The 18,367-nt window shown below is 67.3% G+C and carries 15 protein-coding genes; 7 read left to right on the top strand and 8 right to left on the bottom strand.

Features of this window, described 5'->3' with window-relative positions; genetic code table 11:
- Nucleotides 1–3: 3 nt before the first annotated feature.
- The 3 genes from AC5Y46_RS10710 to clpS are packed head-to-tail and all read right to left on the bottom strand — an operon-like array spanning nt 4 to nt 1,954.
- Nucleotides 4–1,026, bottom strand: a complete 1,023-nt coding sequence (locus AC5Y46_RS10710) for a P1 family peptidase (protein ID WP_499941027.1) — start codon at nt 1,024–1,026, stop codon at nt 4–6.
- Between the two features lie 16 nt (nt 1,027–1,042).
- A complete protein-coding gene (gene aosR / locus AC5Y46_RS10705) occupies nt 1,043–1,624 on the bottom strand; it encodes an oxidative stress transcriptional regulator AosR (protein WP_499941029.1) in 582 nt (193 codons plus the stop codon).
- A gap of 24 nt (nt 1,625–1,648) precedes the next feature.
- Nucleotides 1,649–1,954, bottom strand: coding sequence for an ATP-dependent Clp protease adapter ClpS (gene clpS, locus AC5Y46_RS10700; protein WP_055579620.1), 306 nt, complete (start codon nt 1,952–1,954; stop codon nt 1,649–1,651).
- 63 nt (nt 1,955–2,017) lie between these two features.
- On the opposite strand from clpS, the gene AC5Y46_RS10695 reads away from it, so the two are divergent.
- Both AC5Y46_RS10695 and AC5Y46_RS10690 read left to right on the top strand, forming a co-directional pair.
- Nucleotides 2,018–3,316 carry a nicotinate phosphoribosyltransferase gene (locus tag AC5Y46_RS10695; RefSeq protein WP_499941030.1) on the top strand — a complete coding sequence of 433 codons (1,299 nt, stop codon included), beginning with the start codon at nt 2,018–2,020 and terminating at the stop codon, nt 3,314–3,316.
- A gap of 3 nt (nt 3,317–3,319) precedes the next feature.
- Nucleotides 3,320–5,323, top strand: a complete 2,004-nt coding sequence (locus AC5Y46_RS10690) for an ATP-dependent DNA helicase (RefSeq protein ID WP_499941032.1) — start codon at nt 3,320–3,322, stop codon at nt 5,321–5,323.
- A 49-nt stretch (nt 5,324–5,372) separates the two neighbouring features.
- Here AC5Y46_RS10690 and glgP read toward each other — a convergent pair whose 3' ends face one another.
- Complete coding sequence (glgP, locus tag AC5Y46_RS10685) at nt 5,373–7,961, bottom strand: alpha-glucan family phosphorylase (RefSeq protein WP_499941033.1); 2,589 nt, start codon at nt 7,959–7,961, stop codon at nt 5,373–5,375.
- A 317-nt stretch (nt 7,962–8,278) separates the two neighbouring features.
- Here glgP and AC5Y46_RS10680 point away from each other — a divergent pair, with 317 nt between their 5' ends.
- The gene (locus AC5Y46_RS10680; protein ID WP_499941034.1) at nt 8,279–10,369 is read left to right on the top strand and encodes an alpha-1,4-glucan--maltose-1-phosphate maltosyltransferase; all 2,091 of its coding nucleotides are present in this window, start codon (nt 8,279–8,281) and stop codon (nt 10,367–10,369) included.
- A gap of 6 nt (nt 10,370–10,375) precedes the next feature.
- On the top strand, nt 10,376–12,574 hold the full coding sequence (glgB, locus tag AC5Y46_RS10675) for a 1,4-alpha-glucan branching protein GlgB (RefSeq protein WP_499941036.1): 2,199 nt from the start codon (nt 10,376–10,378) through the stop codon (nt 12,572–12,574).
- A 78-nt stretch (nt 12,575–12,652) separates the two neighbouring features.
- Here glgB and AC5Y46_RS10670 read toward each other — a convergent pair whose 3' ends face one another.
- Together AC5Y46_RS10670 and AC5Y46_RS10665 are read right to left on the bottom strand one after the other, a co-directional pair.
- A complete protein-coding gene (locus AC5Y46_RS10670) occupies nt 12,653–13,579 on the bottom strand; it encodes a co-chaperone YbbN (protein ID WP_499941038.1) in 927 nt (308 codons plus the stop codon).
- A 144-nt stretch (nt 13,580–13,723) separates the two neighbouring features.
- Nucleotides 13,724–14,905, bottom strand: coding sequence for an acetyl-CoA C-acetyltransferase (locus AC5Y46_RS10665; RefSeq protein WP_499941040.1), 1,182 nt, complete (start codon nt 14,903–14,905; stop codon nt 13,724–13,726).
- 82 nt (nt 14,906–14,987) lie between these two features.
- Here AC5Y46_RS10665 and mce point away from each other — a divergent pair, with 82 nt between their 5' ends.
- Nucleotides 14,988–15,446 carry a methylmalonyl-CoA epimerase gene (gene mce, locus AC5Y46_RS10660; protein ID WP_499941042.1) on the top strand — a complete coding sequence of 153 codons (459 nt, stop codon included), beginning with the start codon at nt 14,988–14,990 and terminating at the stop codon, nt 15,444–15,446.
- 4 nt (nt 15,447–15,450) lie between these two features.
- On the opposite strand, the gene AC5Y46_RS10655 is transcribed toward mce, so the two are convergent.
- Entirely contained in the window at nt 15,451–15,732 is a 282-nt protein-coding gene (locus tag AC5Y46_RS10655) for an Rv1322 family protein (protein WP_499941044.1), read from the bottom strand.
- Nucleotides 15,732–16,394, bottom strand: coding sequence for an endonuclease NucS (nucS, locus tag AC5Y46_RS10650; RefSeq protein WP_499941045.1), 663 nt, complete (start codon nt 16,392–16,394; stop codon nt 15,732–15,734). Before nucS ends, AC5Y46_RS10655 begins: the two co-directional genes overlap by 1 nt.
- 43 nt (nt 16,395–16,437) lie before the next feature.
- On the opposite strand from nucS, the gene AC5Y46_RS10645 reads away from it, so the two are divergent.
- Nucleotides 16,438–18,072: an adenylate/guanylate cyclase domain-containing protein gene (locus tag AC5Y46_RS10645; RefSeq protein ID WP_499941047.1), complete on the top strand. Its 1,635-nt coding sequence runs from the start codon at nt 16,438–16,440 to the stop codon at nt 18,070–18,072.
- Nucleotides 18,073–18,095: 23 nt separating this feature from the next.
- Nucleotides 18,096–18,350 (top strand): hypothetical protein, encoded by a 255-nt coding sequence (locus AC5Y46_RS10640; protein WP_499941049.1) that lies wholly within the window; start codon nt 18,096–18,098, stop codon nt 18,348–18,350.
- Nucleotides 18,351–18,367: the final 17 nt, after the last annotated feature.

The following is an 18,367-nucleotide window of genomic DNA, read 5'->3' as shown; positions in this document are numbered from 1 at the left end:
CGATCACTTCCCGAACGCCCCGGGCACCACGTCACGGTAAGCCGGTATTCCGGCCACCGACCGGGCGGCGAGCACCCCGCTGAGCACCGCACGCGCCAGGCAGTCGGCCGCCGCGGCACCCACCGCGGTGAGTAGCCCGGTCTCCGGAGACATCGCGGCGGGGGTATTGGCCGACGGCGGCACCTCGATGGCGCCGGTGGCCAGCGCGAAGACCGTGTCGCCGTCCAGTGGGGTATGCGCCGGACGCAGGGCGCGTGCCAGGCCGTCGTGCGCCGCGATCGCCATCCGCCGGCACGCGGCCGGGCTCAGTGCCGCGTCGGTTGCGACGACGGCGATCGTCGTGTTCAGGTCGCTCAACGGCGACGGCAGCTGCGCCAGCGCGTCGATCTCTGCGGGCGGCGGGGGCGTCAGACCGAACTCGCCGATCAGCTCGGCCATCCAGGGCAGACCGGTGCTCGGGTCGACGGCGTCGCCGGCGGCGTTGACCACCACCAGCGCACCGACCGTCACACCGGACGGCAAGGTGAGCGACGCGGTTCCCACGCCGCCTTTGAGCACGCCCGCCCGTGCGCCCACCCCGGCACCGACCGTCCCGACCGGCACCTCGTCCGAGGCGGCTTCGCATGCGGCATAACCGAATTCGGCTGTCGGTCGGCACCCCCAACCGCCCACCGGCAGGTCGAAGATCACCGCGCCCGGCACGATCGGCACGACGCCGCCCTCCATGGCGACGCCACGCTGCTGTTCCTCCAGCCAGCGCATCACGCCGTCGGCGGCGGCCAGCCCGTAGGCGCTGCCACCGGTCAACAGCACCGCGTCCACGTAGCGCACGCTGTTGATCGGGTCGAGCAGATCGGTCTCCCGCGTCCCCGGCGCACCGCCCCGGCAATCGACGGCTCCGACGGTGCCCGGCGGCGGCAACACCACCGTCGTGCCGCACGCCCACCCGGCACCCAGCGAGGCATCGGGGTCCAGCCGGTGGTGGTGTCCGACGCGGATGCCACCGACATCGGTGATGGAGTTCATTGCGCGGCCAACAAGGTCATCTGGACCCCATCAGCACCAGGACCAGGTACTCCTGCAAGACCGTCAGCCATTGGTAGACATCGAAATGCGCCGCCAGCGGATGGTCGGCCGGCAGCCGTTCGGGGCCCTGCGGACCGATCTCGAGCATGACCCCGAGGGTCAACCGCAGGTCGTTGACAGCCGAGACCCATGCGTTGGCGCTCTCTTCGGTGAGCTCCAGGCGACCGCCGTTGGCCGGCACCGTATCCAACAACTGTTGGGCGGCACTACGTTTGGCGTCGATGATGTCGGGCTCGTGCAGACTCCTCAGCGCCGAGTTGAGCGCCTCGGACCCTTCCAGGGTCAGCGGATCCGCGTCGTCGCTTCGATAGAAATCGGGGAGCAGCCGCCCCAGCGTGGGGTCCCCGGGACGCTGGGAATGCCCCGTCTTGATCCCGGTGATCTCCTCGAGTTCGTCGGACGGCGAGGTCGACTGGCGCTCGTCGAGCAAGCCGATCATCGCGCCGACCAGATTCTGCAGCAGGGCCGCGTCATGCGGGGCGAGGGACGACCTGAAACGGGGACCGTTGCGCGTCTCCACGCGCTTCCATTTGCGCACGATGAATACCGGAGAGCTCGGATCTCAGCGGTCCTGCTGCATGGTCGCCCACAAACCGGCGGCATGCAGCTTGGACACGTCGACTTCCATGGACTCGCGGCTGCCCGAGGACACCACCGCCTTGCCTTCGTTGTGCACCTGCAGCATCAGCTTGGTGGCGTGCGGCTCGCTGTAGCCGAACAACTTCTGGAATACATACGTCACGTACGTCATCAAATTGACGGGGTCGTCCCAGACGATGGTCACCCAGGGGCTCGTCGTAGCCTCGACCGGAGCGGATTCGCGTTGCCCCGTGCTGCCCGGCTTGGCCGGCGCTATCGCTACAACCATGGGGCCAAGAATACCGAGCGCGCGTCGAGTGGTCAGCCGATACCGTTAGCGAGGTGAACGCCCGTGACTGAAGCGGCATCGGCTGGGCTGCTGACCGACAAGTACGAACTGACCATGTTGGCCGCGTCTCTGCGCGACGGCACCGCCCGGCGACGGACCAGTTGGGACCTGTTCGCCCGGCGTCTCCCGCCGGGGCGCCGCTACGGGGTGGTCGCCGGAACCGGCCGGCTGCTGGAAGCCTTGTCGCAGTTCAGGTTCGACGATGCCGCGTGCGAGCTGCTGGCCCAGTTCTTGGATTCCGACACGATCGCCTATCTGCGGGATTTCCGGTTCGGCGGTGACATCGACGGCTACGCCGAGGGCGAACTGTACTTTCCGAACTCCCCGGTGTTGTCGGTGCACGGCAGCTTCGCCGAGTGCGTGCTGCTGGAAACCCTGGCGCTGTCGATCTTCAATCACGACACGGCGATTGCGTCGGCCGCGGCCCGGATGGTCAGTGCCGCCGGCGATCGCCCGGTGATCGAGATGGGCACCCGCCGTACCCACGAACGCGCCGCCGTGGCGGCAGCGCGCGCCGCCTACCTCGCCGGTTGCGCCGGCACTTCCAACCTCGAGGCCCAGCGGCTCTACGGCGTGCCCGCGGTGGGTACCGCCGCGCACGCGTTCACCATGGTGCACACCTGGGACAGTGGTCCCGACGAGCTCGCCGCGTTCCGCGCACAGGTCGATGCCCTGGGCGTGGACACCACGTTGCTGGTCGACACCTATGACGTGACGACGGGAGTGGCCAACGCCGTGGCTGCCGCCGGCCCGGGCCTCGGGGCGGTGCGCATCGATTCCGGTGATCTTGCCGCGCTGTCGCATCAGGTCCGCGCCCAACTCGACCAACTGGGTGCAACGCAGACCCGCATCGTCCTGACCGGCGATCTCGACGAATTCTCCATCGCCGCTCTGGCGGCCGCGCCGGTGGACCGCTACGGCGTCGGTACCTCGTTGGTGACCGGTTCGGGCGCCCCGACCGCCGGCATGGTTTACAAACTCGTCGAGGTGGACGGCATTCCGGTGCAGAAACGCAGCAGCCAGAAGCAATCACACGGTGGCCGCAAAGCGGCGCTGCGGGTGTCCCGGCCGACCGGCACCATCACCGAAGAGATCGTGCATCCGGCCGGGCGCCCGCCCCGAGTCGAGGAGCCGCACCGGGTACTGACGACGCCGCTGGTGCGCGGCGGTGAGGTGGTCTACGACGGCGATCTGTCGGCGGCGCGCCAGCGGGTGGCGGCGGGATTGCGGAGCCTGCCGTGGGAGGGCCTGAGCCTGTCGGCCGGCGAACCCGCGATCCCGACGCAGATCGTCTCGGCCTGAGCAGTGTCGGAGTCGGTCACTGCGCTGCTGGCCACCGCGGTGGCCGCGCTCGGCGGCAGCGAACGTCGCGGTCAGCAGCAGATGGCCGCCGCGATCGCGCAGGCTTTTGAGACCGGCGAGCACCTGGTGGTGCAGGCCGGCACCGGCACCGGTAAGTCGTTGGCGTACCTGGTTCCCTCGATCCTGCGTGCGGTCAGCGACGACGTGCCCGTGGTGGTGTCGACGGCGACGATTGCGTTGCAGCGCCAACTCGTCGAGCGCGACCTACCCCGGCTGGCCGACTCTCTGGACGACGCGCTGCCGCGACGGCCGACCTTCGCGCTACTGAAGGGCCGTCGAAATTACTTGTGTCTGAACAAGATTCACGGCGGTCAAGGCGACGAGTCGGACGTCCCGCAAGAGGAACTGTTCAACCCGATGACGATCAGCGCGCTGGGCCGTGACGTGCAACGCCTCACCGAATGGGCGACGACCACCGAATCCGGCGACCGCGACGACCTGAAACCCGGTGTGCCGGACCGGTCCTGGTCGCAGGTCAGCGTCTCGGCGCGAGAGTGCATCGGGGTGGCCCGCTGCCCGTTCGGCACCGAGTGCTTCTCCGAACGCGCCCGGGGCCGGGCAGGCAAAGCCGATGTCGTCGTCACCAATCACGCGCTACTGGCCATCGACGCCGTGGCGGACTCGGCCGTGCTGCCCGAGCACGACTTGCTGGTCGTGGACGAGGCGCACGAGTTGGTCGACCGGGTCACGTCGGTGGCCACCGCGGAGTTGACGTCGGCGACGCTGGGCGTGGCCGCGCGGCGCATCGCCCGGTTGGTGGACCCCGAATTGGTGCAGCGTCTGGAAGCCGCGTCGGCGACCTTCTCCTCGGCGATCCACGACGCTCAGCCCGGCCGCATCGACTATCTCGACGACGAACTTGCCACCTACCTGACCGCGCTGCGCGACGCAGCCGCCGCGGCCCGTTCGGCGATCGACGGCACCAGCGACGCCCGGGCGGCCGCCGCGCGCGCGGAAGCGGCCGCCGCGCTGATCGAGATCTCCGACACCGCCGCGCGGATGCTGTCTTCGTTCGGACCCGCCATCCCCGATCGCACCGACATCGTCTGGCTCGACCACGAGGAAAACCGCGGCACACCGCGCGCGGTGTTGCGGGTGGCCCCGCTGTCGGTGGCCGGGCTGCTGGCCGAGCACGTGTTCAGCCGCTCGACGACGGTGTTGACGTCGGCGACGCTGACGGTAGGCGGGGCGTTCGACGCGATGGCGACCGCGTGGGGTCTGAGCGGGGACGAGTCCTGGCGCGGTTTGGACGTCGGATCGCCGTTCCAGCACGCCAAGGCCGGGATTCTCTACATCGCCGCGCATCTCCCGCCGCCGGGTCGCGATTCCACCGGCTCGGCCGAGCAACTCACCGAGATCGCCGAACTCATCACCGCCGCCGGCGGACGCACCCTGGGACTGTTCTCATCGATGCGTGCGGCCCGCGCGACCGCCGAGGCGATGCGCGAGCGGCTGACCACCCCGGTGCTGTGCCAGGGCGACGACAGCACGTCGGCCCTGGTCGAGCAATTCAGCGACGACCCGGCGACCTCGTTGTTCGGCACCCTGTCGCTTTGGCAGGGCGTCGACGTGCCAGGACCGTCGCTGTCATTGGTGCTGATCGACCGGATCCCGTTCCCGCGGCCGGACGACCCGCTGCTCAGCGCCCGCCAGCGCGCCGTGGCCGCCCGCGGTGGAAACGGTTTCATGGCCGTCGCCGCCAGCCACGCGGCGCTGTTGCTGGCGCAGGGGTCGGGACGGCTGCTGCGTCGCGTCGAAGACCGCGGCGTGGTCGCGGTACTGGACTCGCGGATGGCCACCGCCCGCTACGGCGAATACCTGCGCGCCTCGCTGCCCCCGTTCTGGCCGACGACGAACGCCGCCCAGGTCCGCGCGGCCCTCACCCGGTTGGTGGGTAACTCCCCCGCGCGAGCAGACGCAAAAGCACCCGATTTCGGCACGAAATAGGGGCTTTTGCTGGGGGCACCTCCCGCTTGCGGGGGACTGCTCGCCGGCATTAGGCGAGCGTGACGAGACCGAGTTCGCTGCTGTCGGCCAGCATCGGGTGCCGCGGCAGCACCCGCACGGTGTACCCCAGCGCCCCGGCCAGCGGTAGCGGCGTCGTCGTCGAGAACACCTGGTTGCCGCCTTCGGCGCTGCCGGCGTAGGTCATCCCCAGCACGAGCGGATCCTGTAGCTCGTCGGCCGCGTCGACCCTGCCCACCACCGCTTGCACGGCCACTTCGTCGGGTGAGAGGCCGGCCAGTTGCACGGTGGCGGTCAGGGTCAGCTTCGACCCGAGCAGGGGGGTGTCCGGCAGCCCGGTGCTGTCGACGTCGGTGATGTCGATCTCGGGCCAGGCGGCTTCGGCGCGACGACGGTACGCGGCCAGTTCGCGTGCCACATCGAACACCTCGCCACCTTCCGGAGCGGCCACGGTCTTGCGCAGCGACTGCGCCGCCGGCGTGTAGTACTGCTCGACGTAATCGGTGACCATCCGCGAAGCCAGCACTTTCGGTCCGAGCGTCTGCAACGTGTGCCGCACCATCTCGATCCAACGCGGCGGCGTCCCGTGCTCGTCGCGTTCGTAGAACTTCGGCGTCACCGCCTGCTCGAGCAGGTTGTACAGCGCCGTGGCCTCCAGGTCGTCGCGGCGGTGCTCGTCGGCCACTCCGTCGGCCGACGGTATCTCCCAACCGTTTTCGCCGTCGTACCACTCGTCCCACCATCCGTCGCGGATCGACAGATTCAGCCCACCGTTCAGCGCACTCTTCATTCCGGACGTGCCACAGGCCTCCAACGGTCGCAGCGGATTGTTCAGCCAGACGTCACAGCCCCAGTACAGCAACCGGGCCATCGACATGTCGTAGTTGGGCAGGAAGGCGATGCGGTGCCGCACCTCCGGCCGATCGGCGAACCGCACCACCTGCTGGATCAGTGCCTTGCCGCCGTCGTCGGCGGGATGCGACTTACCGGCGACGATCAACTGGATCGGCCGTTCCGGATCGAGCAACAACCGCTCCAGCCGATCCGGGTCGCGCAGCATCAGGGTCAGCCGCTTGTAGGTCGGGACCCGCCTGGCGAACCCCATGGTGAGCACGCTGGGATCGAATGCCGTTGCGATCCAACTCAATTCGGCTTCTGACGCGCCGCGTTCCCGCCATGATTCACGCAGCCGGGCCCGGACGTCCTCGACCAGCAGGGCCCGCAACTGGGAACGGATCGACCACAGATGTCCGGCGTCGACCTGCTGCAACCGCAGCCATACCGCCGGTTCGCGGAACGAATCCGAGCCTGCCAGTTCGCGACCCAGCTGCAGCCACTGCGGCGCCGCCCAGGTGCGCGCGTGCACACCGTTGGTGATCGAGCCGATCGGCACTTCGCCTGGGTCGAATCCTGGCCACAGCTCGTTGAACATCGCCCGACTCACCTGGCCGTGCAGCAGCGAGACACCGTTGGCGCGCTGTGCGAGCCGCAATCCCATGTGCGCCATGTTGAACTTGGTGGGGTCGTCTTCGGCGCCCAGCGCCAGCACACGCGCGGTCGGCACGCCGGGCAACAGCGTTGGGACGCCGTCACGCTCGTCGTCGAAATAGCGTCGCACCAACTCGACCGGGAACCGGTCGATACCCGCCGGCACGGGGGTGTGGGTGGTGAAGACGGTGCTGGCCCGCACCACCGTCAGCGCGGTGTCGTAGTCCAAACCCGAGTCCGTGATGAACTCGCGGATCCGTTCGACGCCGAGGAATCCCGCGTGGCCCTCGTTCATGTGGAACACCTCGGGCGCCGGCAGCCCCTCGATAGCGGTGAATGCGCGAATGGCCCGTACGCCGCCGATGCCGGCCAGCAGTTCCTGCACCATGCGGTGTTCCTGGTCGCCGCCGTACAAACGGTCGGTGACACCGCGCAATTCGTGCTCGTTCTCCGGGACGTCGGAGTCCAGCAGCAGCAGCGGCACCCGACCGACCTGCGCCACCCAGATCCGGGCCCGCAGCTGCGCGGAGTCCGGCAGCGCCAGCTCGACCAGCACCGGATCCCCGGCTGCGTCGGTCAGCAGCCGCAGCGGCAGCCCCTGCGGGTCCAGCGAGGGATAGGTCTCCTGCTGCCAGCCGTCTGCGGTCAGGGACTGGCGGAAATATCCGGAGCGGTAGTAGAGGCCCACCGCGATCAGAGGCAGCCCCAAGTCAGAAGCCGACTTCAGATGGTCGCCGGCGAGTATCCCCAGGCCGCCGGAGTAATTGGGCAAGACCTCGGCCACCCCGAACTCCATCGAGAAGTACGCGATGCCGGTGGGCAGTTGAGCCGCATCCTGCTGCTGGTACCACTGCGGTCGGGTCAGGTAGTCGTCCAAATCGGCTGCGAGCTCGTCGAGCCGGCGCAGAAAGTTTTCGTCGAGCGCCAGTTCGTCCAGGCGCGACGGCTTGACCGCGCCGAGCACCGCGACCGGGTCCTGGCCACATCGGGACCACAACTCGGGGTCGATGGTGGCGAACAGGTCCTGCGTGGGCTTCTCCCAGGACCAGCGCAGGTTGGTCGACAGCTGGTCGAGCGCCGCGAGGCGGTCGGGAAGGTGGGCACGGACGGTAAAGCGGCGGAGTGCTTTCACGCATTTCAACCTTACTGAGGTTTTCGCAGCGTGCAGGATTCCTTCGGGATCTGTCGGGCAGTCGGCTTGGACACCTTCGGTGTAGTCGGCCACTAGGGTGGGTATGGGGCGCAAAGAGGCGAACGGACCGACCCACAGATGACACCCCGACAACGACCTGTGCGTTCGCCCGGGGTGAGTACTCGCAGAACACTCCGGCGATGATGCGGCCCAGGGCCGGGCCGCGGAGGAGCCGGACAAATCGGAACCGTCCGGTGACGATGCGGTCCGCTCACACGGACCGGGGAGGAACCGGGCGAATCGGAACGGAGTGATTGGTGCCCGGTCGTGTCGAGATCGATGACGTCCAGCCCGTCGTCTCATGCGGTACGTATCCCGCCAAAGCGGTCGTCGGGGAGGTAATCCCGGTCCGCGCCGCGGTATGGCGGGAAGGTCACGAGGCGGTGGCGGCCACCCTGGTGGTGCGCTACCTCGGAACTCGCTATCCGCAGGTGACCGAGGTCCGCCGGATCAAGGCGGTGCAGGCCCCGGACACCGATGTGAAGCCGGCGGGAGCGCCGCCGGAAGATCGTGTCAAACCGCTACACCTGCCGATGTCACTGGGCTTGGAACCGTATGTGTTCCATGGTCAATTCGCTCCGGACCGGGTAGGTCTGTGGACGTTTCGCGTGGACGGCTGGGGTGATCCGATTCATACCTGGCGTCACGGGTTGGTCGCGAAACTCGATGCGGGCCAAGGCGAAAAGGAACTGTCCAACGACCTGTTGGTCGGGGCCGCGCTGTTGGAACGCGCCGCGACGGGTGTGCCGCGCCAGCAGCGCGGACCGCTGTTGGAAGCCGTTACGGCGCTGCGGACGCCGGGCGATCCGGTGACCCGAACCGCGTTGGCGCTGACACCGGAGATCGCCGATCTGCTGGACGAGTTCCCGTTGCGGGAGTTGGTCACCCGCGGTGAGCAGTTCGACGTCTGGGTGGATCGGCCGCTTGCTCACTTTGGCTCGTGGTACGAGATGTTTCCGCGTTCGACCGGTGGGTGGGACGCCGACGGCAAACCGGTACACGGCACCTTCGCCACTGCGGCGGCCGCGTTGCCCCGGATCGCCGAGATGGGATTCGACGTCGTCTACCTGCCGCCGATCCATCCGATCGGCAAGGTGCACCGCAAGGGGCGCAACAACAATCCCACCGCCGCCCCCGGCGATGTCGGCTCACCCTGGGCGATCGGCAGTGACGAAGGCGGCCACGACGCGGTGCACCCGCAGCTGGGCACCATCGATGATTTCGACGACTTCGTCGCCACCGCACGCGATCTGGGCTTGGAAGTGGCCCTGGATCTGGCGCTGCAATGCGCCCCGGATCACCCGTGGGCGCGCGATCACCGCAACTGGTTCACCGAATTGCCAGACGGCACCATCGCCTACGCGGAGAACCCGCCCAAGAAGTACCAGGACATCTATCCGATCAACTTCGACAACGACCCGGCCGGTCTCTACGACGAAGTCCTGCGCGTCGTGCGGCACTGGATCGACCACGGTGTCAAGTTCTTTCGCGTCGACAACCCGCACACCAAGCCACCGAACTTCTGGGCGTGGCTGATCGGCCAGGTCAAATCCGTCGACCCCGACGTGTTGTTCCTGTCCGAGGCCTTCACTCCCCCGGCCCGTCAGTACGGTCTGGCCAAACTCGGATTCACCCAGTCCTACAGCTATTTCACGTGGCGCACCGCCAAATGGGAGCTCACCGAGTTCGGCAACGACATCGCCCGACTCGCCGACTTCCGCACCCCGAACCTCTTCGTCAACACCCCCGACATCCTGCATGCGATCCTGCAGCACAACGGCCCGGGAATGTTCGCCATCCGGGCGGCGCTGGCAGCGACCATGAGTCCGGCCTGGGGGGTGTACTCGGGATACGAGCTGTTCGAGCACCGCGCGGTGCGCGAGGGCAGCGAGGAATATCTGGATTCGGAGAAGTACGAACTACGTCCCCGCGACTTCGCCGGCGCGCTGGCGGCCGGGAATTCGTTGGAGCCGTTCATCGCCCGGCTCAACGAGATTCGGCGCCTGCATCCCGCACTGCAGCAGATGCGCACCATCCACTTCCATCATCTGGACAACGACGCCCTGCTGGCCTACAGCAAGTTCGACCCGGCCACCGGCGACTGCGTCCTGGTGGTCGTCACCCTGAATGCTTTCGTGGCCGAGGAATCGACGCTGTGGTTGGACATGGAGGCACTGGGTATGGAGCCCTATGACCGATTCTGGGTCCGCGACGAGATCACCGGCGAGGAATACCAATGGGGCCAAGCCAATTACGTTCGCCTCGATCCGGGCCGGGCAGTGGCGCACATCGTCAACATGCCCGCCATTCCCGAAGAATCCCGAATCACGCTGCTGCGCAGGAAGTGAGAGGTAATGAATCGGACTGATCTCGCCACGACACATCTGGCACCCGACCCCGACGAGTTGGGACGCCTGGTCGCCGGCGTGCACCACAACCCGCACAGCATTCTCGGCGCCCACGAATACGGTGACCACACGGTGATCCGGACCCTTCGCCCGCACGCGACCAGCGTCGTCGCGCTCGTCGGCGAGCAGCGATTCCCGTTGCAGCACATCGACTCCGGACTGTTCGCTGTCGCACTGCCCTTCGTCGACCTGGTCGACTACCGGCTCGAGGTCGCCTACGACGGCTCCGGTACGCACGTCGTGGCCGACGCCTACCGATTCCTTCCGACGCTGGGCGAAGTCGATCTGCACCTGTTCGCCGAAGGCCGCCACGAACGGTTGTGGGAGGTGCTCGGCGCCCATCCCCGTTCGTTCACCACACCCGACGGCGTCGTGACGGGCGTATCGTTCGCGGTATGGGCCCCGAATGCCAAGGGCGTCAACCTGATCGGCGAGTTCAACGGGTGGACCGGTTACGACGCCCCGATGCGGGTGCTGGGCTCCTCCGGTGTCTGGGAGCTGTTCTGGCCGGACTTCCCCGTCGACGGTCTCTACAAGTTCCGGGTGCACGGCGCCGACGACGCCGTCGTCGATCGCGCCGACCCGTTCGCCTTCGGTACCGAGGTGCCGCCGCAGACCGCATCCCGCGTCACGGTCAGTCAGTACAGCTGGAGTGACGAGGACTGGCTTGCGCGGCGCGCGCAGCGCAACCCGGTATTCGAGCCGATGAGCACCCTGGAAGTCCATCTGGGCTCCTGGCGGCCCGGACTCAGTTATCGTCAGCTTGCTCACGAGTTGACCGAATATGTTGCGGAGCAGGGCTTCACCCATGTCGAACTGTTGCCCGTCGCCGAGCATCCGTTCGGCGGCTCGTGGGGCTACCAGGTCACGTCGTACTACGCGCCCTCCTCGCGCTTCGGCACGCCCGACGAGTTCCGCGCGGTCGTCGACGCCTTGCACCAGGCCGGTATCGGCGTCATCGTGGACTGGGTTCCTGCCCATTTCCCCAAGGACGCATGGGCGCTGGGCCGCTTCGACGGGACCCCACTCTACGAACATTCCGATCCCAAGCGCGGCGAGCAGTTGGACTGGGGGACTTACGTTTTCGACTTCGGGAGGCCCGAGGTGCGAAACTTCCTGGTCGCCAACGCGTTGTATTGGCTGCACGAGTTCCATATCGACGGGCTGCGGGTGGACGCGGTGGCATCGATGCTCTACCTGGACTACTCACGCCCGGAAGGTGGTTGGACGCCGAATATCTACGGCGGGCGGGAAAATCTGGAGGCGGTGCAATTCCTGCAGGAGATGAACGCCACCGCCCACAAGGCGGCCCCGGGGATTGTCACCATCGCCGAGGAGTCGACGTCGTGGCCGGGCGTGACCCGGCCGACCAACCTTGGTGGCCTTGGGTTTTCGATGAAGTGGAACATGGGCTGGATGCACGACACGCTCGACTACCTGAGCCGTGACCCGATCTACCGCAACTACCACCACCACGAGATGACGTTCTCGTTGCTGTATGCGTTCAGCGAGAACTACGTGCTACCCCTGAGTCACGACGAGGTGGTGCACGGCAAGGGGACGCTGTGGGGCCGGATGCCCGGCGACAATCACGCCAAAGCGGCCGGCCTGCGCAGCCTGCTCGCCTACCAGTGGGCCCACCCCGGCAAGCAGTTGCTGTTCATGGGCCAGGAGTTCGGGCAGCGCGCCGAGTGGTCGGAGGAACGCGGCCTGGACTGGTGGCAGCTCGACGAGCAGGGCTTCTCCAACGGAGCGTTACGGCTGGTCCGCGACATCAACGCGATCTACATCAGCCATCCGGCGCTGTGGAGCCAGGACACCACACCCGAGGGCTACTCCTGGATCGACGCCAATGACTCGGCCAACAACGTGTTGAGCTTCCTGCGCTACGGCAGCGACGGCTCGGTCATGGCGTGCGTGTTCAACTTCGCCGGCGCCGAGCACAGCAACTACCGTCTCGGCCTGCCCCTGGCGGGACGCTGGCGGGAGGTGCTCAACACCGACGCAACGGTCTACAACGGCTCGGGGATCGGCAACCTCGGCGGGGTCGACGCCACCGACGATCCCTGGCACGGGCGGCCCGCGTCAGCGGTGATGGTGCTGCCGCCCATGTCAGCGCTCTGGCTGGAACCCGAGCAACGCTGACCCCGCGAGCAGACGCAGAATCGCACTCAGGCGAGCGCTATAACGCGATTCTGCGTCTGCTCGCGCTGGGAAAAGACCTCAGTACAGTGCGTTGGCCAGGTTGCGCCGTCCGGCGATCACCTCCGGGTCAGCCGGGTCGAACAACTCGAACAGTTCGATCAGCCGGGTGCGAACTTTGGTGCGCTCGTCTCCGGATGTGTTGCGCACCAACGCAATCAGCCGGGCGAACGCTCCACTGACGTCCTGGTTGAGGAGCTGCACGTCAGCGGCGGCGAAAGCGGCTTCGATGTCTTGCGACGCGGCATCGGCGGCCAGGACGGCGTCCGGACGCTGCGCGGTGGCGCGGGTGAGGAACTCGATCTGGCGGATGGCGCCCTTGGCTTCGACGCTGCCCGGATTCGCCTCCAGCACCGCCTGGTAGGACTCCTTGGCCGCGGCGAAGTCGCCCGCGTCCAGATCCGCGCGCGCCTTGGCCAGCACCGGGTCGACCGGTGCCGACTCTCCCGACGCCGGCGCACCCCGGAGCTTGCCGGCAGTCGCTTCGAGCAGCTTGTCGATCCAGCGCCGTAGCTGATCGCCTTCCTGCGGACCCTGAAAGCTGGAGATCGGTTGCGCCGCGGCCAGTGCCACCACCGTCGGGACGGCCTGGACGCCGAACACCCGGGCCATCCCCGGCGAGGCGTCCACGTTGGCGGCCGCCAGCGCCCACTTGCCGTTGTCCTCCGCGGCCAGGCCGGCCAGCGTCTCGAGCAACTCGACGCAGACCTCGCTGCGCGGCGACCACAGCAGCACGACGACGGGCACCTCGTCGGAACGGTTGATAACTTCGTCTTCGAAGTTGGCCTCGGTGACCTGAATGATCTGCGCGGCGCCGGGCCCATCCGGCTCGCCTCCCGCCGGGCCTGTCGAAGCGCTCGCCGCGTTCTGTTGAGCGCGCTGTTTGAGACCGGACAGGTCGACCGCGCCGGCCAGCGCAGGCCCGATCGGGGGTCGAGGACGTGTCACGCCGTTAAGTCTGTCACGCCGCCCGCCGCAGTCGTGAGCCGGTCACGGCGGCACCGAAAACCGCACGTACCGACCGGTAACTTAGCGATATGACCAATCTCACAAAGCCTGCGGCCGTCGCTGAATGAGCCGTCGCCAGCAAACTCACGGAGCACGCAGGATGAGCGCGTCGCCCTGTCCGCCGGCGCCGCACAACGCCGCTACGCCATAGCCCGATCCGCGCCGCGCCAATTCCAGCGCCACGTGCAGCGTGATGCGAGCGCCGGACATGCCGATCGGGTGCCCGACGGCGATCGCCCCGCCGTTGACGTTGACGATCTCAGGGTCCACGCCGAGTTCCTTGGTCGAGGCCAGCGACACGGCCGCGAACGCCTCGTTGATCTCCACCACGTCCAGCTGGTCGACCGAAATCCCTTCGCGGTCAAGCGCTTTCTTGATGGCATTGGCGGGCTGGGATTGCAGCGTGGAGTCCGGTCCGGCCACCACGCCGTGGGCGCCGATCTCGGCCAGCCAGGTCAGACCCAACTCCTGGGCCTTCTCCTTGTTCATCACCACCACCGCGGCGGCGCCGTCGGAGATCTGCGAGGCGGATCCGGCGGTGATGGTGCCGTCCTTGCGGAACGCCGGCTTGAGGCCGGCCAACGAGTCGGCGGTGGTGTTGGCGCGGATGCCCTCGTCCTCGCTGAACTGCAGCGGATCTCCCTTGCGCTGCGGGATCTGGACCGGGACGACCTCGTCGGCGAATATCCCGTCCTTCCAGGCCGCGGCCGCCCGCTGGTGTGACCGGGCGGCGTATTCGTCCTGCTCCTGGCGGGTGAACTGGTCGACGTCGTTGCGCTGCTCGGTCAGCGCGCCCATCGGTTGATCGGTGAACACGTCGTGCAGTCCGTCGTAAGCCATGTGGTCCAGCACGGTGACATTGCCGTACTTGTAGCCGGACCGGCTGTCGACCAACAGGTGGGGCGCCTTGGTCATGGATTCCTGACCTCCAGCGACCACGACGTCGAACTCCCCCGCCCGGATCAGCTGGTCAGCCAGCGCGATGGCATCGATCCCGGACAGACACATCTTGTTGATGGTCAGCGAAGGCACGTCCCACCCGATGCCGGCGGCGACAGCGGCCTGGCGTGCGGGCATCTGTCCGGCCCCGGCTGTCAGCACCTGGCCCATGATCACGTACTCAACCGCCGACGGCGAAACCCCGGCCTTTTCCAGGGCCGCTTTGATCGCGATGGCCCCCAGATCGCTGGCGCTGAAATCCTTCAACGAACCCATCAACTTGCCGATCGGGGTGCGTGCTCCAGCAACGATCACCGACGTGGTCATCAAACCTCCTAAACGCATACCGAACGGCCGATCGTGCCAACCCGGAGAAGCGGATTCTTCCCCACGAGGTTACCGTTATGTAATGACCACCGATCAAGTTGACGCCCGTCGCAGTCTGGCCACCTCGCTGGTAACCGGACTTGATCACGTCGGCATTGCAGTCGCCGACCTCGACGCCGCGATCGAGTGGTACAACGACCACCTCGGCATGATCCTGGTGCACGAAGAAATCAACGACGACCAGGGCATTCGGGAGGCCATGCTGGCCGTGCCCGGCACCAGCGCGCAGATCCAGTTGATGGCACCGCTGGACGAGACCTCGGTGATCGCCAAGTTCATCGACAAGCGCGGCCCCGGCATCCAGCAGCTGGCCTGCCGGATCAGGGATCTCGACGCCATGTGCGAGCAGCTGCGGTCCCAGGGCGTGCGGCTGGTCTACGAAGCGCCCCGACGCGGCACGGCAAACTCCCGGATCAACTTCATCCACCCCAAGGACGCGGGCGGCGTGCTCATCGAGTTGGTCGAGCCGGCTTCGCGCTGACCGCTTAATACCATTTGCGGGTCGGCCCGCGGTTGGCCCGATTGGCCCAGCACGGCGTGTGCCAGTGTCTGCGGTCCTCCACCGCGATCGGTGACCCGGTCGGCCACACCACCACATGCGCTGTCCCGGAACGGATTTCGTGATCACACCCCGGGCAGCGATAGGTCTTGACCGCGCGGGCGGCGGCGACGGACCGCACTTCGTACTCGTGGCCGTCGGGTCCGGTTTCGAGCCGGCGCGGCAACGGCAGCGGCGACATGGGCCGGGGTTTGCGGCGCCGCGGCATCAGAACAGCCGGTACTCGTCGCTGTCCATCCCCCGCATCTTGTCGTAATCCAGTGTCAGACAACGGATCCCACGATCGATGGCCAGGGTACGGGCCTGGGGCTTGATCTGCTGCGCCGCGAAGACGCCCTGTACCGGCGCCAGTACGGTGTCGCGGTTGAGCAATTCGAGATAGCGCGTCAGCTGCTCGACCCCGTCGATTTCGCCGCGCCGCTTGATCTCCACCGCCACTGAACGTCCCTTTTCGTCCCGACACAACAGGTCGACCGGCCCGATCGCGGTCATGTATTCGCGGCGCACCAACGTGTACCCCTCACCGAGCAGCTGAACGTGCTCGGCCAGCAAGGCCTGCAGGTGAGCTTCCACTCCGTCCTTGACCAATCCCGGGTCGACGCCCAGCTCGTGGCTGGAGTCGTGCTCGATCTCCTCGATGGTGATGCGCAGCTGTTCTCCGGTCTTGTTCTGCACCACCCACACCTGCCCCGGCTCTTCGCTCAGCCAGCACGGCGGGCTCATCCAGTTCAGCGGCTTGTAGGCGCGGTCGTCGGCGTGCACGCTCACCGAGCCGTCCGCCTTGAACAGCAGCAGGCGACGCGCGGAAGGCAGATGGGCGGTGAGGCGGCCGACGTAGTCGACGGTGCATTGAGCGATGACGAGACGCACCCGACACACCTTAGAGCGTGCGACGAACTAGGCTGACGCCACGATGTCGCCCAAGAAGTCACTTGCCGAGAGAATCGCGCGCCGCTTGGGCCGGGTCCTGGAAAAGGTGACCCGTCAAAGTGGTCGGCCGGATACTCCTGCGTTCGGTTCCTGGCTGCTCGGACGCGTTTCGGAGAACCCGCACAGTCGGCGGGTACGCATCCAGGTGATCATGACCGTGATGGTCGGGGGCGCCAACCTGATCGGGATCGGCGTCGCCGTGCTGCTGGTGACCGTGGCCATCCCCAATCCCAGCGTGTTCAGCGAGCACGTGTTGTGGATTACGGCCGGAGTTGCCCCCGCGTATATCGTCCTGGCTCTGGCAGCGGGAATGTATTGGATTACTCGTCGCACCGTCATCTCGCTGCGCTGGGCGATCGAAGAACGCACGCCGACCCGAGAGGACGAACGCAATACGTTCCAGGCGCCCTGGCACGTAGCCGTCGTCGACCTGATCTTGTGGGGCGTCGGTGCGGCGTTACTCACCACCGTCTACGGCATGGCCAACACCAACTTCATTCCGCGCTTCCTCTTCGCCGTGACGTTCTGCGGGGTGCTTGTCGCTACGGGCAGCTATCTCCTCGCCGAGTTCGCGCTGCGCCCGGTGGCCGCGCAGGCGCTGGAAGCGGGGCCACCGCCCCGCCGACTGGCGCCGGGCATCATGGGTCGCACGATGATGGTGTGGATGCTCGGGTCGGGCGTCCCGGTGATCGGCATCGCCCTGATCGCGATCTTCCAGATTGCGTTGCGGAATATGACCGAGACCCAATTCGCCGTCGCGGTCCTGATCGTCTCCAGCGCCACGCTCATCTTCGGTTTTGCGTTGATGTGGATTCTGGCCTGGCTGACTGCGACCCCGGTGCGCGTGGTACGCGCGGCCCTCAAGCGCGTCGAACAAGGCAACCTTCGGGGCGATCTGGTGGTCTTCGACGGCACCGAACTCGGCGAGCTGCAGCGCGGATTCAACGCGATGGTCGACGGATTACGCGAGCGGGAGCGCGTGCGCGACCTCTTCGGCCGTCACGTCGGTCGCGAGGTCGCCCTGGCCGCCGAACGGGATCGGCCCAAGCTGGGCGGCGAGGAACGCCACGTCGCCGTTGTCTTCATCGACATCGTCGCCTCGACGCAGTTGGTGACGAAACGCCCGCCTTCGGAGGTCGTGCAGCTGCTCAACCGCTTCTTCACGATCGTCGTCGAAGAGGTCGATGCTCATCACGGCCTGGTCAACAAATTCGAGGGCGATGCGTCGCTGGCGATTTTCGGAGCCCCGAACCATCTCGACTCGCCCGAGGACGAAGCGCTGGCCGCGGCCCGATGCATCGCCGACCGGTTGGCCGGTGAAATGCCGGAGTGCAAGGCCGGCATCGCGGTGGCGGCCGGCCAGGTGGTCGCCGGCAACGTGGGCGCCAAGGAGCGCTTCGAATACACCGTGATCGGTGAACCGGTCAACGAGGCCGCGCGATTGTGCGAACTGGCGAAATCCAAACCCGGCCGGTTGCTCGCTTCGGCGCAGACGGTCGAAGGCGCCAGCGAAGAGGAGCAGGCTCGCTGGTCGTTGGGCAGGCACGTGAAACTGCGGGGCCACGACGAACGCACCCGGCTGGCCTCGCCCGTCGATCCGGCCGAAATCAAGAAGTAGCTCGACCGGGTAGCCTTCGCCGCATGAGTCCCACGGGGAACGCGCTGGGCAATCTCGCGATCCTGGCGCTCCCGTTCGTCGTTTTTCACGTGCTCGCCGTGCGGGCTGCCGCCGCCAAGTACGGCGACATCTGGACGGCCGGTAAGGACCAAGACCCGCACCGGAAGGGCATGCGCTCTGACGGCGATAGCGGTTGCGGAGGCGGATGCAGCGGTGGCTGCGGCGGCGGTGGCGGCTGCGGCGGCGGTGGCTGTGGCGGCGGTTGCGGCGGTGGATGATGGCGTCTGCAGATCAC

Source organism: Mycobacterium sp. NGS59, assembly GCF_059812345.1.
Note: the sequence above shows the minus strand (reverse complement) of the source record. Positions and strands in the feature narration are given on the sequence as shown.

What these genes read in the sequence shown, in the direction of transcription:
- AC5Y46_RS10710 (WP_499941027.1), bottom strand. Translation starts at nt 1,026, where the DNA reads ATGAACTCCATCACCGATGTCGGTGGCATCCGCGTCGGACACCACCAC.
- clpS (WP_055579620.1), bottom strand. Translation starts at nt 1,954, where the DNA reads ATGGTTGTAGCGATAGCGCCGGCCAAGCCGGGCAGCACGGGGCAACGC.
- glgB (WP_499941036.1), top strand. Translation starts at nt 10,376, where the DNA reads ATGAATCGGACTGATCTCGCCACGACACATCTGGCACCCGACCCCGAC.
- AC5Y46_RS10665 (WP_499941040.1), bottom strand. Translation starts at nt 14,905, where the DNA reads ATGACCACGTCGGTGATCGTTGCTGGAGCACGCACCCCGATCGGCAAG.
- mce (WP_499941042.1), top strand. Translation starts at nt 14,988, where the DNA reads ATGACCACCGATCAAGTTGACGCCCGTCGCAGTCTGGCCACCTCGCTG.
- AC5Y46_RS10655 (WP_499941044.1), bottom strand. Translation starts at nt 15,732, where the DNA reads ATGCCGCGGCGCCGCAAACCCCGGCCCATGTCGCCGCTGCCGTTGCCG.
- AC5Y46_RS10645 (WP_499941047.1), top strand. Translation starts at nt 16,438, where the DNA reads ATGTCGCCCAAGAAGTCACTTGCCGAGAGAATCGCGCGCCGCTTGGGC.
- AC5Y46_RS10640 (WP_499941049.1), top strand. Translation starts at nt 18,096, where the DNA reads ATGAGTCCCACGGGGAACGCGCTGGGCAATCTCGCGATCCTGGCGCTC.